The 15,513-nt window shown below is 61.1% G+C and carries 14 protein-coding genes; 11 read left to right on the forward strand and 3 right to left on the reverse strand.

What is annotated here, in order from left to right; genetic code table 11:
- Positions 1 to 36: 36 nt before the first annotated feature.
- Positions 37 to 1,173 (reverse strand): alpha-hydroxy acid oxidase, encoded by a 1,137-nt coding sequence (locus tag BLV09_RS31525; protein ID WP_146690179.1) that lies wholly within the window; start codon positions 1,171 to 1,173, stop codon positions 37 to 39.
- A gap of 111 nt (positions 1,174 to 1,284) precedes the next feature.
- On the opposite strand from BLV09_RS31525, the gene BLV09_RS37565 reads away from it, so the two are divergent.
- From BLV09_RS37565 to serA, 10 genes are all read left to right on the forward strand, one after another.
- The gene (locus tag BLV09_RS37565; protein ID WP_167558940.1) at positions 1,285 to 1,452 is read left to right on the forward strand and encodes a hypothetical protein; all 168 of its coding nucleotides are present in this window, start codon (positions 1,285 to 1,287) and stop codon (positions 1,450 to 1,452) included.
- A 216-nt stretch (positions 1,453 to 1,668) separates the two neighbouring features.
- Entirely contained in the window at positions 1,669 to 3,018 is a 1,350-nt protein-coding gene (glmM, locus tag BLV09_RS31530; RefSeq protein ID WP_146690180.1) for a phosphoglucosamine mutase, read from the forward strand.
- 165 nt (positions 3,019 to 3,183) lie between these two features.
- Positions 3,184 to 4,443 (forward strand): MFS transporter, encoded by a 1,260-nt coding sequence (locus BLV09_RS31535; protein ID WP_146690181.1) that lies wholly within the window; start codon positions 3,184 to 3,186, stop codon positions 4,441 to 4,443.
- A 280-nt stretch (positions 4,444 to 4,723) separates the two neighbouring features.
- Positions 4,724 to 5,572 (forward strand): outer membrane protein, encoded by an 849-nt coding sequence (locus BLV09_RS31540; RefSeq protein ID WP_146691386.1) that lies wholly within the window; start codon positions 4,724 to 4,726, stop codon positions 5,570 to 5,572.
- 225 nt (positions 5,573 to 5,797) lie between these two features.
- Positions 5,798 to 6,649 carry an outer membrane protein gene (locus BLV09_RS31545; protein ID WP_146690182.1) on the forward strand — a complete coding sequence of 284 codons (852 nt, stop codon included), beginning with the start codon at positions 5,798 to 5,800 and terminating at the stop codon, positions 6,647 to 6,649.
- 80 nt (positions 6,650 to 6,729) lie between these two features.
- A complete protein-coding gene (locus BLV09_RS31550) occupies positions 6,730 to 7,320 on the forward strand; it encodes a glutathione S-transferase family protein (protein WP_146691387.1) in 591 nt (196 codons plus the stop codon).
- Positions 7,321 to 7,337: 17 nt separating this feature from the next.
- Positions 7,338 to 7,808, forward strand: coding sequence for a GNAT family N-acetyltransferase (locus BLV09_RS31555; protein ID WP_146690183.1), 471 nt, complete (start codon positions 7,338 to 7,340; stop codon positions 7,806 to 7,808).
- Between the two features lie 172 nt (positions 7,809 to 7,980).
- Entirely contained in the window at positions 7,981 to 8,205 is a 225-nt protein-coding gene (locus tag BLV09_RS31560) for a hypothetical protein (protein WP_146690184.1), read from the forward strand.
- A 79-nt stretch (positions 8,206 to 8,284) separates the two neighbouring features.
- Entirely contained in the window at positions 8,285 to 9,457 is a 1,173-nt protein-coding gene (locus BLV09_RS31565; protein ID WP_146690185.1) for a phosphoserine transaminase, read from the forward strand.
- Positions 9,458 to 9,669: 212 nt separating this feature from the next.
- Positions 9,670 to 11,259: a phosphoglycerate dehydrogenase gene (gene serA, locus BLV09_RS31570; protein WP_146690186.1), complete on the forward strand. Its 1,590-nt coding sequence runs from the start codon at positions 9,670 to 9,672 to the stop codon at positions 11,257 to 11,259.
- A 126-nt stretch (positions 11,260 to 11,385) separates the two neighbouring features.
- Here the strand turns inward: serA and BLV09_RS31575 are convergent, their stop codons facing one another.
- Together BLV09_RS31575 and BLV09_RS31580 are read right to left on the reverse strand one after the other, a co-directional pair.
- The gene (locus BLV09_RS31575; RefSeq protein WP_146690187.1) at positions 11,386 to 12,357 is read right to left on the reverse strand and encodes an MBL fold metallo-hydrolase; all 972 of its coding nucleotides are present in this window, start codon (positions 12,355 to 12,357) and stop codon (positions 11,386 to 11,388) included.
- A gap of 131 nt (positions 12,358 to 12,488) precedes the next feature.
- Positions 12,489 to 13,532 carry a C-terminal binding protein gene (locus BLV09_RS31580; RefSeq protein WP_146690188.1) on the reverse strand — a complete coding sequence of 348 codons (1,044 nt, stop codon included), beginning with the start codon at positions 13,530 to 13,532 and terminating at the stop codon, positions 12,489 to 12,491.
- A 227-nt stretch (positions 13,533 to 13,759) separates the two neighbouring features.
- Here BLV09_RS31580 and BLV09_RS31585 point away from each other — a divergent pair, with 227 nt between their 5' ends.
- Positions 13,760 to 15,445 (forward strand): methyl-accepting chemotaxis protein, encoded by a 1,686-nt coding sequence (locus BLV09_RS31585; RefSeq protein ID WP_146690189.1) that lies wholly within the window; start codon positions 13,760 to 13,762, stop codon positions 15,443 to 15,445.
- The last annotated feature ends 68 nt before the right edge of the window (positions 15,446 to 15,513 follow it).

Consider the following 15,513-nt stretch of genomic DNA (forward strand, 5'->3'; position numbering starts at 1 on the left):
GTTCGGACCGTCCGGGAATGATGTTCCCGTCGGCCCTTAAATCGCCAGCACGTGGTCGTCGATTTCGGCGATGGTGTTGACGCCGCACAATCCCATCGTCGTGGTGAGTTCTTTCGCGATCGTCTCGATCGCCTTGGCGACGCCGGCCTGGCCGGCGGCCCCAAGCCCGTAGGCATAGGCGCGGCCGATCATGCAGGACTTGGCGCCAAGCGCGAGCGCCCGCATCACATCCTGGCCCGAGCGGATGCCGCCGTCGAACAGGATTTCCATCTTCGAGCCCACGGCATCGACGATTTCAGGCAGAACCTCGATCGATGACGGCGCGCCGTCGAGCTGCCGGCCGCCATGGTTGGAGACCACCAGCGCCTGAGCGCCGCTCTTGGCGGCTTCCTCGGCATCCTCAACGTCGAGAATGCCCTTGAGCACGAGCTTGCCCGGCCAGATGCTGCGGATCCATTCGACATCCTTCCAGTTCAGCGAGGTGTCGAACTGCGAATTGATCCAGGTCGAGAGAGCGGTGATGTCTTCCGTGCCCTTCAGATGGCCGACGAGATTGCCGAAGGTGCGGCGCTTGCCGCGCAACACGCCGGATACCCAGGCCGGCTTGCTGGCGAAATCGAACAGTTTCGAAAGCGACCATTCCGGCGGCACCGTCATGCCGTTCTTGATATCCTGGTGACGCTGACCGATCACCTGAAGATCGACCGTCAGCACCAGCGCGCTGCATTTCGCTGCGATCGCGCGCTCGATCAGGGATTTGATGAAGCCGCGGTCCTTCATCACGTAGAGCTGGAACCAGAACGGCTTGTCGACCGCGGCTGCGATGTCTTCGATCGAACAGATCGACATCGTGCTTTGTGTGAACGGAATGCCGGCGGCCTGCGCGGCGCGGCAGGCATAAATCTCGCCGTCGCCATGCTGCATGCCCAACAATCCGACCGGCGCCAGGATCAGAGGCAGCGCGGCGGCTTCTCCAAGAATCGTGGTCGAGAGATCGCGCTTGGAGACGTCGACGAGGACGCGCTGGCGAAACTTGATCTGCTGAAGATCGTCGTGGTTGGCGCGCAGCGTGTCCTCGGAATAGGAGCCGCGATCCGCATAATCAAAAAACGCCTTCGGAACCTTGCGCTTGTGAAGCTGACGCAGGTCCTCGATGCAGGTGATGTGTTTCATGGAAGTTTCCGGCCCTTCTTGCATTTACCGCTTTGAGGTTTCATCTAGCATGCTTGGGCCAACCGCCAAATCGCTCCGCGGAAGACGCTGCCGCCAACCAGGAGGGCACCCATGACCGGACCACGCTCCCACGCAGAAGACGCCAAGAGCGCCGAGAAACGCCGGCTGGACGAGGCTCTCGAGGAGGGGCTGGAAGAGACCTTTCCGGGCTCGGACCCGGTCAACGTCACCCAGCCGCCGCCTTCCAAACAGGATCATCACGTCAAGCGCAAGGATTAACGCGCGGGCCGTTTTGCGGTCGGCTCCGGGCATAATATGAGATTAAACAATAGGTTAGTCGCTTATTGCCGGTTTACCTGCCGGTAATGATTCATCATATTTTTTGAAGCCATGTTAGGGACAAAGGCATTATAACCCGGTTCACGCCATGGTAGTGGGCATTTGAGGCCTCGTGCTGGACGGCTTGAGAATCCTTGAAGGGCCGCTGGGGGACACATGAACCGCAAATATTTCGGTACCGATGGGATTCGGGGCCGCGCCAACGGGCTGATCACGCCGGAGCTCGCGCTCAAGGTCGGACAGGCGGCTGGATTGGTGTTTCAGCGCGGCGAGCATCGTCATCGCGTGGTCATCGGCAAGGATACGCGGCTGTCCGGCTACATGATCGAATACGCGATGGTGGCCGGCTTCACCTCGGTCGGCATGGACGTGCTGCTGCTCGGCCCGATGCCGACGCCGGCGGTAGCGATGCTGACCAAGTCGATGCGCGCCGATCTCGGGGTGATGATATCAGCCTCGCATAATCTGTTCGAGGACAACGGCATCAAGCTGTTCGGGCCGCAAGGCTTCAAACTGTCCGATGATGTCGAAAAGCAGATCGAACAATTGCTGGACGAATCTCTCGACAAGCGCCTCGCGCAAAGCGCCAGCCTCGGGCGCGCCCGCCGCATCGACGGCGTGCACGATCGCTATATCGAATTCGCCAAGCGCACGCTGCCGCGCGATCTCAGCCTCGAGGGCCTGCGCGTGGTGGTCGATTGCGCCAATGGCGCGGCCTACAAGGTGGTGCCGGAAGCGCTGTGGGAGCTCGGCGCCGACGTCATTTCCATCGGCGTCGAACCGGACGGATTCAACATCAACAAGGAATGCGGATCCACCTCGCCGGAAGCGCTGAGCCGCAAGGTGCGCGAAATGCGCGCCGATATCGGCATCGCGCTCGATGGCGACGCCGATCGGGTCATCCTGGTCGACGAGCGCGGACATCTGGTCGATGGCGATCAATTGCTTGCGGTGATCGCGCAGAGCTGGAAGGAAGACGGTCGCCTTGCCAAGCCCGGCATCGTCGCGACCGTGATGTCGAATCTCGGACTCGAGCGTTTCCTCGAAGGTCACGGCATCGAGCTCGTTCGCACGCCGGTCGGCGACCGCTATGTGCTCGAGCACATGCTGAGCCGCGGCTACAATCTCGGCGGCGAACCATCGGGCCACATTATCCTGTCCGACTATGCGACAACAGGCGATGGCTTTGTCGCCGCACTGCAGGTGCTCGCGGTGGTGCAAAAGCTCCGCCGCCCGGTGTCGGAAGTCTGTCACCGGTTCGATCCGTTGCCGCAGATCCTGAAGAATGTGCGCTATCGCAGCGGCAAGCCGCTCGACGACGCCGAAGTCAAATCGGCGATCGTCGCCGGAGAGAAACGGCTCAATGGCCACGGCCGGTTGCTGGTCCGCTCATCCGGAACCGAGCCGGTGATCCGCGTGATGGGCGAGGGCGATGATCGCATCCTGGTCGAGGAAGTGGTCGACCATATCGTCTCGGCGCTCGGCGAAGCCGCGGCGGCGGCCTGAGCGCGATTGGTTCAAGGGGACACGTGATCTCTTCGCCGTACCGCTCACACGTTGGCGGATCGTGTGCCCAATCGCATCGCAGCCATTAGCGAATGAAGCTGGTCGGTCCGGCGCCGGCAGCGTAGGAAATGCGCATCGCGCCGCGAATCCCCCGGGAATTATCCGTTGAACAAGCCTGTCGTCGTCTCCGAAGAAGCGCTGGTCGAGCCAGTGATCGTGCCGGATGTGACGCCCGATGCGCTGGCCAAAGCGGCCGCCATGGGGCCGGCCTATATTGTGCTGACGGGAATCAGCTTTTCGCATTTCCTCAACGACACGATGCAGTCGCTGATCGCGTCGATCTATCCGATCCTGAAGGATAGCTACGCGCTGGACTTCGCGCAGATCGGCATGATCACGCTGGCGTTCCAGTTTACGGCGTCGCTGCTGCAGCCATTGGTCGGGCACTTCACCGACAAGAAGGCGCAGCCGTTCTCGCTCGCTATCGGCATGGGTTTTACGTTCTTCGGCCTGCTGCTGCTCAGCGCGGCGCACCAATACGTCGTCATCCTCGTCGCGGCCGCGCTGGTGGGACTGGGCTCAGCCGTGTTCCATCCGGAATCGGCGCGGATCGCCCGGCTTGCTTCGGGCGGACGTTACGGCTTTGCGCAATCGGTGTTTCAGCTTGGTGGCAGTTTCGGAACGTCGATGGGACCGGTACTGGCGGCGCTGATCGTGGTGCCGTTCGGCCAGCCGAGCATCGCCTGGTTTTCCTCGATCGCATTTCTCGCGATCGTCATCCTGTGGCGGATCGGACGGTGGTACAAGCCGCAGATCGCGGCCAAGAAGTTTACGCCGTCCGCACCGCATCCGGATGCGCCGAGCTCGCGGCGTGTGACGACCGCGCTTGCCGTGCTGGTCGCGCTTCTGTTCTCGAAGCAGCTCTATGTATCGAGCCTGTCGAGCTACTACATCTTCTATCTGATCGACAAATTCGGCGTATCGACCCAGGCTGCGCAGCTTTATCTTTTCATTTTTCTTGCTGCGAATGCGGTGGGTGCGTTCTTCGGCGGACCGCTGGGTGATCGGTTCGGCCGCAAATATGTGATCTGGTTTTCAATCCTCGGCGCGCTGCCGTTTACGCTGGCGCTGCCCCATGTCGGCCTGTTCGCGGGCGCGGTACTGACGGTGTTCATCGGCTTGATCATCTCGTCGGCGACGTCGTCGATCATCGTGTTCGCGCAGGAACTGATGCCGCACCGGTTCGGGATGATCTCCGGCATGTTCTTCGGCGTTGCATTCGGCATCGGCGGTCTCGGTGCCGCGGTGCTTGGCCGCGTCGCCGATCACACCGGCATCGCATTCGTCTATCAGGTCTGCGCGTTTCTGCCGGCGCTCGGTCTGCTCGCCGTGTTCCTGCCGAAGATGCCGAAAACCGCGCATTAGAATCCGCCCGGGTTCGATCTAATAAACCGGCGGCGCGATGCGAGCGCGTCCAGACTCCATCAATACATTGTTAGTGATTGGGTAGTGGTTGGTTAGTGATTGCGATGAGAGTTCACCATCTTATCCAACGCCATTTCCGTCATCGCAAAAAATCCTCAGACATTATCAACCTTAAAAATTAGGGTTAAGCGGCGCTTAAGCATTTAATGCCATCGTCCGTCCGTGAGTTTTTGAAGTGGGGCCTCCTTTGTCTGCCCCACCGGACAAAAGGACGAGTCCTATGCGTAGCGTTAAGTTTATTGTCGCCGCAGGAGCGGCATCGCTGTTGTCGTCAGTGGCTTTTGCCGCCGACATGCCTTCCATCATGCCGGCACCGGCGTATGCGCCGCCGCCGGTCGAGGATTTCGGCGGCTGGTATCTGCGCGGCGATATCGGCATGACCAATCAGCAACTCAAGTCGCTGGGCAATCCGGGCGATCCCAATGCTTCTCTCTTCACGTCTACTGGCATGGGCTTCGACAGCGCGGCGCTGTACGACCTCGGCGTCGGTTATCAATTTAACAATTGGTTCAGGGCAGATGTCATCGGCCAATGGCGCGGGCGCTCCAACTTTCATGGCTCGCAGTCTGTTCCGGTGGGCGTATTTGGTCCAACCTTTACCGAAGCAAACAACTATTCCGGCAGTAAGTCGGAAGCCGTCATCCTAGCCAACGCCTATGTCGATCTCGGCACCTGGTGGTGCGTGACGCCATATATCGGCGCCGGCATTGGCGGATCTTATAATCGGGTCAGCGGTTTCCAAGACAATGGTGTGATCTACAACGGTGGCGTACTCAACAACAGCGTCACCTATGCAGGTGATGCCGGCAAATGGAACTTCGCCTGGGCGCTGCACGCCGGTCTAGCCTATCGGGTTACTCAGAACGTAACGCTCGAACTCGGCTATAGCTACATGAACCTTGGCGATGCCGTCACCGGTCCCACGAATTCGTTCGATGGCGTGACGGTCGTGAACGGCAGCCCGTTCGTCATGAAGAGTATCACCTCAAACGATGTGAAGCTCGGCGTGCGCTGGAATCTCGACAGCCCGCCGGTTTATGCGCCGCCGCCACTGGTCACCAAGGGCTGAGCGACCTCTCACCACTTAATATTAGTTAACGGCGCGGGATCCTCCCGCGCCGTTTTGCTTTTGTGTGAAGCAGAACAGATCGCGCCGACCAAAGACACGTGATGACAAAAACCGATTCAGTTTTTGAAAGATCGTGCCGATCAGAACCCTTCGACAACGATTGATTAAGGTTAACAGGCGATGATCAGCATCAAGTCTCAGAGTGTTCGATTGGGAGTTGTTGCGATGCGTAGATTTCTGCTGGCGGCGGTGATGGCGGGAATGGCGGCCAGCGCGCAGGCGGCTGACATGCCTGATTTTCTTCGCGGCACCTTGCCCGCGTCCAGCGCGCCGACCAGAAACTGGGACGGCTGGTACGCCGGCGGTCAGGTCGACGAATCCTGGGCGAACACGAATTATAGCCGCACCGTGGTGTCGCAGACCAATGACTTGTTCCGCAACACGACGCTGCAGGGGCCGGCGTCCGAATTGAACGTGCTGGGCAAAGTCAACGGACAAAGCTCGGGGTTTGGCGCGTTCGTCGGACGCAATTTTCAGTTCGACGATGTCGTGCTCGGCGTGGAGGCAAACTATACTTATCTGTCCAGTCTCGCGACATCGACCAGCGCGAGTCTCGGCCCGATTCAGGTCGCCGAGCCGGGCCTGATCTTGCCGGCAGGTGATACCGCCGTGGACGGTGTGACGCTGAATGGCCGTGCTGCGCTACGGGTTAAGGACGAGATGACATTCCGTGGCCGCGCGGGCTGGGCCACCGGCGATTTCATGCCCTATATGTTCGGCGGCCTTGCGGTCGGGCGCATGGACGTTTCGAGCACGGTATCGAGCTCCGTGATCAGAACGATCAATGATGCCGGTGGAGGTTCGACCAGTTTTCCGCTTCCACAATTTGGGCTGACCTCGACCATTGGAAAAAGCAATGCCTTCGTGGTTGGCTGGACCGCCGGCCTTGGCCTCGAATATATGCTGTGGGGCAATGTTTTCCTGCGCGGTGAATGGGAATACATCCAGTTCGTGTCGGTCCAGAACACGGCGGTCTCGGAGAACAGCGTGCGCGCGGGCCTGGGGTACAAGTTCTGAGCGGACGCTTGCCGGCCGATCTTGACAGCAAATGAGGCCGCTGGTCCGATGCCGTACCCGTCCCGGGAACGGCGCGATTGATGAAAATCCACGGCGACAGCAATTCGGGCAATTGCCTGAAGGTGAAATGGGTCTGCGACAGGCTTGCGCTGCCCTATAGCTGGATCGAGGTCGACACGCGGAAGCGCGAAACGCGGACCACGCCATTTCTCAAGCTCAACAGCGCAGGCCAGGTGCCGACCGTCGAATTCGAGGACGGCCGGACGCTGGCGGAATCCAACGCCATCATCCGATATCTTGCCCGCGGCAGCGAGCTCATCCCGGCTGACGCTTTTCTTGCGGCGAAGATGGACGAGTGGTTGTTCTGGGAACAGTACAGCCACGAGCCGTATATTGCGGTGTGCCGCTTCCAGATGGTCTATCTCGGCAAGCCGGCATCCGATCTGGATCCCGACAAGATCAAACGCGGTTACGCCGCGCTGGCGCGGATGGAGCACCAGCTCGCCGCGACGCGCTTTCTGGTCGGCGATGTGGTCTCACTCGCCGACATCTCGCTGCTGGCTTATACGAGGCTGGCGCATCAGGGTGGTTTTCATCTCGACGGTTACGCCGCCGTGCGGCGCTGGATCGGCGAGACGGAAAAGTCCCTCAAGCTGCAACCCGCGCGTTGATATCAACTGGAATAACCATGGACACGATTTCCAAGATCACCATCCGTCGCGCCCGCCGCGATGATGTTCAGGCCATCGTCGCGATGCTGGCGGATGATCGCCTCGGCAGCGCGCGCGAACGGCTCGAGGATCCGCTGCCGCCGTCCTATTTCCGGGCGTTCGAGGCGGTCGACCGCGATCCGAATATCCAGCTCGTGGTCGCGGAGGATGGCGATCGCGCAGTTATCGGCTGCCTGCAGCTTTGCATCTTGCCTGGATTGAGCTCGCAGGGCGCATCGCGCGGTCTGATCGAGGACGTTCGCGTCGCTTCGCATTGCCGCAGCCGTGGCATCGGCGAACGACTGGTGCAGTGGGCTGTCACCGAGGCGCGCGCAAAAGATTGCAAGCTGGTCGAATTGCTGACGCATCATACCCGCGTCGATGCGCAGCGCTTCTACGCGAGACTCGGGTTTCAAGCGAGCCACGTCGGAATGACCTTGCGGTTTTGATGCCGCGGCCAGCCCAAAGTTGAATGCTGCGCTCGCCGACGCTTAAGGTGGTCGTCACTCTCTGATCCGGTTAACAGGCGATAAACTAACCGGTCTTTCGTCATTTTCCCCGGGGAACGATTCGTGTCATGCTGAGGTATCCCGTCAGGCCAGCGTAGCTTGGGGACCGCACATGAATAATTATTCGATTATCAAGGTCGGTCACGAATACGTCGTGCAGGCCGATGAAAAAAGTATTTTGAAAGTTGCAAGCTGGCGCAGGGCCGCGAAACTCGTCACGGACGCTGCGGAATTGCTGGACTCGCAACCGGCTCCGCAAGCGCCTTTGCAGGCGAAACCCGAGCCATCAATCGACCGTGATCCCAGGGTCATGCCTGATCCGTCCGAAGTTTCTTGACGATTGCAGGCGGCTCCCTTATTTACCGCAGCGGGACACCTCCCCCCAACGGGAGGCTTGCTATCTGGAAGGATAGATCATGACTGCAGCGAAGCCCGCTTCGCGGCCAAATGTGCCGCACTTTTCCTCCGGCCCCTGTGCCAAGCGCCCCGGCTGGAATCCCCAAAATCTCAAAGACGCCGCGCTCGGTCGCTCGCACCGTGCGAAGGTCGGGAAAGCCAAGCTCAAGCTCGCGATCGAGTTGACGCGCGAAGTGCTTGAAGTCCCCGCCGGCTACAAGATCGGTATCGTGCCGGCGTCTGACACCGGCGCGGTCGAAATGGCGTTGTGGTCGCTGCTCGGTGCGCGGCCCGTCACCACCATCGCCTGGGAATCCTTCGGCGAAGGCTGGGTCAGCGACATCGTCAAGGAATTGAAGCTGAAGGATGTCGCCAAGCTGCACGCCGGCTACGGCGAGATCCCCGATCTCAGCAAGGCCGATCCCGCTTCCGACATTGTCTTCACCTGGAACGGTACCACGTCGGGCGTGCGCGTTCCCAACGCCGACTGGATCAGCGCGAACCGTGAAGGTCTCACGATTTGTGACGCCACTTCGGCGGCGTTCGCACAGAAGCTCGATTGGCCCAAGCTCGATGTGGTGACGTTCTCCTGGCAGAAGGCGCTGGGCGGCGAGGCCGCGCATGGCATGCTTGTGCTGAGTCCGCGCGCGGTCGAACGGCTGGAGACCTACAAGCCGGCATGGCCGCTGCCGAAGATCTTCCGGATGACCAAGGGCGGCAAGCTCAACGAAGGCATCTTCGAGGGTGAGACCATCAACACGCCGTCGATGCTGTGCGTCGAGGACTATCTCGATGCGCTGAACTGGGGCAAATCGATCGGCGGTCTCAAGGCGCTGATGGCGCGCGCCGACGCCAACACCAAGGTGCTCGCCGACTGGAAGGCGAAAACGCCGTGGATCGATTTCCTCGCGAGGGATGCGGCGATCCGCTCCAACACCTCGGTGTGCCTGAAGGTAATCGATCCCGCGATCACGTCGCTGACGCCGGACGCGCAGGCCGATTTCTCCAAAAAGCTCGTCGCCTTGGTGGAAAAGGAAGGCGCCGGTTACGACTTCGCGCATTACCGCGATGCGCCGGCGGGCTTGCGGATCTGGTGCGGCGCGACCGTGGAGGCCCAGGATGTCGCGCTGCTGACGCAGTGGATCGACTGGGCGTTTGCGGAAGCCAAGGCTTCGCTTCCGAAGGCTGCGTAAATTTCCTTCTTAACCTCGCCCCGTTCTTACGGGGAGAGGTCGGCGCGCGGCGCCGGGCGAGGGCTCTTAAGCTTCGTACCTCGCAAATGCCCCTCACCCCAACCCTCTCCCCCGTAAGAACGGGGAGAGGGAGAAGAGATTGCTTCGAGACTTTCACCTCACTCGGCGCTTTGCACCGGCCTCCCTCAGGGGAGCGCGAAGGAAAAACTCAGATGTCCAAACCCAAAGTTCTTATTTCCGATGCGTTGTCGCCGGCTGCGGTGCAGATCTTCAAGGACCGTGGCATCGAGGTCGATTTCCAGCCCAATCTCGGCAAGGACAAAGACAAGCTCGCCGAGATCATCGGCAATTATGATGGCCTCGCGATCCGCTCGGCGACCAAGGCAACCGCGAAAATCATCGACAAAGCGACGCGGCTGAAGGTGATCGGCCGCGCCGGCATCGGCGTCGACAATGTCGAGATCCCCGCCGCCACGGCCAAGGGCATCATCGTGATGAACACGCCGTTCGGCAATTCGATCACGACCGCCGAGCATGCCATCACCCTGATGCTGGCGCTGGCGCGCGAAATTCCGCAGGCCGATGCTTCGACGCAAGCCGGCAAATGGGAAAAGAACCGCTTCATGGGGGTCGAGATCACCGGCAAGACGCTCGGCGTGATCGGCTGCGGCAACATCGGCTCGATCGCCGCCGACCGCGCGCTCGGTCTTCGCATGAAGGTGATCGCGTTCGATCCGTTCCTGTCGCCGGAGCGCGCCAAGGATCTCGGCGTCGAGAAGGTCGATCTCGACGAGCTGTTCAAGCGTGCCGACTTCATCACATTGCATACGCCACTGACCGAGAAGACCAAAAACATCATCGACGCGGCTGCGCTGGCAAAGATGAAAAAAGGCGTGCGCATCATCAACTGCGCTCGCGGCGGCCTGGTGGATGAGCAGGCGCTGGTCGATGCGTTGAATTCCAAGCACGTCGCGGGCGCAGCGTTCGACGTGTTCGTCGAGGAGCCGGCGACTTCGAACGTGTTGTTCGGCCACCCCAATGTAATCTGCACGCCGCATCTCGGCGCCGCCACCACCGAGGCGCAGGAGAATGTCGCGCTGCAGGTCGCCGAGCAGATGTCGGACTATCTTCTGAACGGCGCGATTTCCAACGCGGTCAACTTCCCCTCGATCACCGCGGAAGAGGCGCCGAAACTGCGGCCATTCATCGAGCTTGCCGAAAAACTCGGCTCGTTCGCTGGCCAGCTCACCGAGAGCGGTATTGCGAAAGTACAGATCACCTATGAAGGCCACGTCGCCGAAATGAAGATCAAGGCGCTGACTTCGGCGGTGCTGTCAGGACTGCTGCGGCCGATGCTGGGCGATGTCAATGTCGTCTCGGCGCCGGTTGTCGCCAAGGAGCGCGGCATGGTGGTCGACGAGATCGTGCGTGCGGCGGAAAGCGACTACGAAAGCCTGATCACGGTCACCGTCACGACCGAGCGGCAGGAGCGCTCGGTGTCGGGTACGGTCTATGCCGACGGCAAGCCGCGGCTGGTGGACATCAAGGGCATTCGCGTCGATGCGGAGTTCGGCAAGTCGATGATCTATGTCACCAATGAGGACAAGCCCGGCTTCATCGGCAAGTTCGCGGGCCTGCTCGGCGACGCCAAGATCAACATCGCCACCTTCCATCTCGGCCGCACCAAGCAGGGCGGCGACGCCATTGCGCTGGTCGAGGTCGACGGCGCGGTGCCGGCGGATGTGCTCGCCAAGGTGAAGGCGTTGCCGCAGGTGAAGCAAGTCAAGGCGCTGGTGTTCTAAAACGCGAGGGACACCGCTCTCCGCCGGTCGCGTCATGTCGTCAAGGGTGAGTGCGCCTGCAAGGGGCAGGGCATCTGTCACCTGATCGGCTTTCACCCCAACTTCCGATGCTGAGGTGATCGCTGATCAAACGCCTTCGTAAACCAGCCTGGTGAAGAAGCCGGGATCGATGACAAACTGACCCCATTTGGCATCGAAGGCCGCGGTTGGTTTGGCCGCGACAGTCTCGTCTTTCGATCTTCCCTGTTGCTTGAGCTTTGCGACGTTGTCCCTGACCGCAACGAGCATGTCGCGGAATTCCTTGAGCTCGGCTTTGTTGCTGACGGGGTGTCCATGGCCCGGAATGATGATCGTGCCGTCTGTCGTCGCCGCCAGATTGGCGTCACACGCCGCGATCGTTCCGTCGATGCTGCCGCCGGTCGAATAGTCGATGAAGGGATAGATGCCGTTCCAAAACGTGTCGGCGACGTGAACGATGTTGGCTTCGGCAAAGGTGACGGAGATGTCGCTGTCGGTGTGGGCAGGGCCGTAGTATTTCAGATCGATGGTCGAGCTGTTAAGTTTTAATCTGTGCTCTTTCGCAAAGACTTCGCTGGGAATCCCGCCCGACGGCGTTGGCAGAAAATTATAATCCCAATCCTCGACGCGCTGAATCCCGGACAGATGCTTGCGCGTGTTCTCCTGGGCGATAATTTTTGCGCCGACCGAATGCAGCCATTCGTTGCCGTCGGCGTGATCGAAGTGCCAGTGCGTATTGACGAGATGAGTGATCGGATCGCTGCCGAGATCGGCAAGGGCCTTGGTGATGTGAGGGCGCGAAACACCGATGCCGGCATCGATCAGCACTTTGCCGTCAGGGCCGGTAAGCACCGCGATATTTCCGCCGGAGCCCTCGAGCACGCTGACATTGTTTCGCAGTCTGTGCGTAACGATCGGCGATACCGCTGCGCTGTCCTTGATCAGGCTGACGAGACCTCTGGCCTCGGCGAAGGCTTCGCGCGGTGTCAGCCAGCCACCGGTCGCGGCAAAGGCCGCACCACCGGCGCAGCAGAGGCAAAAGCGTCGCCTCGACAATGAAGTCTCGTTTCGAGCAGCCATGGCACTGACCCCTGAATGAACGCGCGCGGACCGATCTTCGCTATTTCCCGCTTTTTTCGAAGCATCCGGCATCTTTTAGAAATATCCGGCAGCGAACCGCGCAGGGCTCGCCGCCGGCGTTGAGGCCGCGTTTAGCTGTTCGGGCCGCGGTCCATGCCGATCGGTTGCCAGCGGCGCAGCGCGGTGTTCTGCAGCACCGATGGATTGACGCAGCTTACCGGCCACATGCCCGACAGAACCAGCGATAATTCATAGCCGACGCGGCGTTTGCGCGCCTCGTCGAAGCGCGCCGAGGCCGAGGCGACATGCGCGGTCAGCGTGACGTTCTCCATGCCCAGCATTGGATTGTTGTGCGACGGCGGCTCCTTTTCCAGCACGTCGAGCGCGGCGTGCGCGATCCAGCCTTCCTGCAGAGCCTTGATCAGTGCGTCTTCGTCCACGGTCGGGCCGCGTCCGGTATTGATGAAGATGGCGCTCGGCTTCATCTGCCTGAAGTGCTTTTCGCCGAGCATGTGGTGAACTTCCGGCCGCGCCGGCGCGTGCATCGAAACGAAATCCGATTGCGACAGCACTTCGGACAAGGTCGCCGGCAGGACGCCATGCTCGGAGATCAGCGTCTCCTGGATGAACGGGTCGTAGGCCATCATGCGAAGCCCGAACGGCGCGGCGCGCTTGGCGACGGCGCGCGCCACCCGGCCGAACGAGATGAAGCCCAGCGTCTGTCCCATCAACCGAGGGATTTTCAGCAGCGCCGGCCGGCCTTCCGACCAGCGGCCTTCGCGGACCATCTTGTCCTGCTGGACCAGGCGGCGAAAGCCCGCCAGCAACAGCATCATCGCGTGGTCGGCCACTTCCTCGATGAACGTGTCGGGGATGTTGGTGACGGGAATGCCGCGGGCGGTGGCGGCTTTGACGTCCACGCTGTCGACGCCGACGCTGCCCAGCGTGATGACCTTGCAATTCTCCAGGCTGTCGATGATTTTCTTCGAAATCGGAATGCCCTTGGCATAGATGGCGTCGGCGGTCCGGGCGGCGGCGATGAATTCGGCCTCGCTGGTCGGCGCCTCGACGATTTCAGCGCCGATCGGATCGAGCGCTTCCAGTTCGTAGGCGTAGCCGCCTCCTGCGACGGTGAAACTCGCGCCTTTCGGCGTCACTATTTTGAACTTCGGCATTTCCTTCTCCCGATTTGACGTTTCGGTGTTGGTTATATCAGCGGCACACCACCGCTACTTCCCGATTCCAGCATCCTGATCATCCTCTCGCGCAATCCTGCGTTTTTTTGGTCGGGTAGTTCTACGGAGAGGCTTTGGTAACCAAGCGCTAAAGGATTTCACTATAGCGTGATGCAGTTCATTCCGCCAATTGCGCCCCCCCTCGGCTATTTCCTCCGGAGATCCCAGTGAAGCTGAACAATCTGACGATTGCCCCCAAGCTTGGTATCTTGGTGGGTGTAACCCTGTTCGGCCTCTGCATCGCCGGCGTTCTTGCCGGCTATCTGATGCAGCGCGAGATGCTGAACGCCCGGATCGATCAGGTTCGCTCCATCGTCGAAGCCGGCCGCAACATGGCGATCGGGCTGCAGAAGCAGGTCGATGCCGGTCAGCTCACCAAGGAGGCAGCCCTTGCCGAATTCGGCCGCCGGGCCAACTCGATGACCTACGACAACGGCGCCGGTTATTTGTTCGGTACGACGTTCGATGGCATCACGGTGCTGTCGCCCGACCCCAAGCAGATCGGCACCAACCGCATGGACGTGGTGGTGAGTGGCAGAATGATCTCCCATGAGCTGCTCGATGGCGTGAAAGCCAAGGGCGAAGTCCTGCTGACCTATGATTACGTAAGACCGGGCGAGGCAAAGCCGGTCCGCAAGATCGGTTATGCCGTCGCTGTGCCCGGCTTTAATATGTATATCGGATCCGGCGCCTATCTCGACGATCTCGATGCCAAGTTGAAGCCGATCATATGGACGCTTGGTCTTGCGATTGTCATCATCGGTGCCGTTGGCGGCAGCGTGGCCTGGCTGATCGGCCGCAGCATCAGCCGTCCGCTCGGTCAACTCGGCGCGCGCATGCGCGCGCTGGCCGATGGCTCGCTGGAAGGCGAGATTCCCGGTACCGAGCGCGGCGATGAAGTCGGCGCGATGGCAGCGACCGTTCAGATCTTCAAGGACAATGCAGTGCGCATTCGCGGGCTCGAAAAGGTCGAGGCGGAAACGCAGGAGCGCGCCGCAGCCGAACGTCGTTCGGCGATGGAAAGCCTCGCCGGCGAGTTCGAGCGTAGCGTCAACGGCATCGTGCGTTCGGTGTCCACTGCGGCAGCAGGAATGCAGACCACGGCGCAATTGATGACGTCGACGGCGAGCGACGCCAGTGCGCGCGCAGCAACAGTCGGTGCGGCATCGGAGAGCGCCTCGAACAATGTTGGCACGGTCGCAGCCGCAGCCGAAGAGCTCTCAAGCTCGGTTGCTGAAATCTCCCGGCAGGTGGCGCGTTCGAGCGAGATCGCCAGCAAGGCGGTGGCAGACGCCGAGAGCACCAACACCACCGTCCGCGCCCTGTCCACCGGCGCCGAGAAGATCGGCGAAGTGGTCAAGCTCATTCACAGCATCGCCGCTCAGACCAATCTGCTGGCGCTGAACGCGACCATCGAAGCGGCCCGTGCCGGCGAATCCGGCCGTGGCTTTGCGGTCGTTGCTTCCGAAGTCAAGGCGCTGGCGAACCAGACCGCCAAGGCCACCGAGGAGATCTCGGCGCAGGTCGCGGCCATGCAGGCCTCGACCAGCGACGCCGTGGTCTCGATCGGCGGCATCACCGAGACGATCGCGCAGATGAGCGAGATCACCGTCAGCATCTCCACCGCAATCGAGCAGCAGGGCGATGCGACGCGCGAGATTGCGCGCAACATTCAGTCGGTCGCGGCGGGTTCAAGCGAAATCAGCGCCCATATCGGCGGCGTCACCAGTGCTGCGGCAGCGACCGGCACGGCTGCCTCGGACGTGCTGTCGAACGCCCGCGAACTCGACAATCAGTCGGGCATGCTGCGCACCGCGGTCGACCAGTTCCTGACCAAGGTACGCGCGGCGTAAATCGACCGGCTACCAGCAAGGTTTACGGCCAGTGTCCATGGCGGACTTATGCCCTGGCCGATGACTGC

It is taken from the genome of Bradyrhizobium canariense (genome assembly GCF_900105125.1).
In the GTDB taxonomy this organism is placed as follows: Bacteria; Pseudomonadota; Alphaproteobacteria; order Rhizobiales; family Xanthobacteraceae; genus Bradyrhizobium; species Bradyrhizobium canariense_A.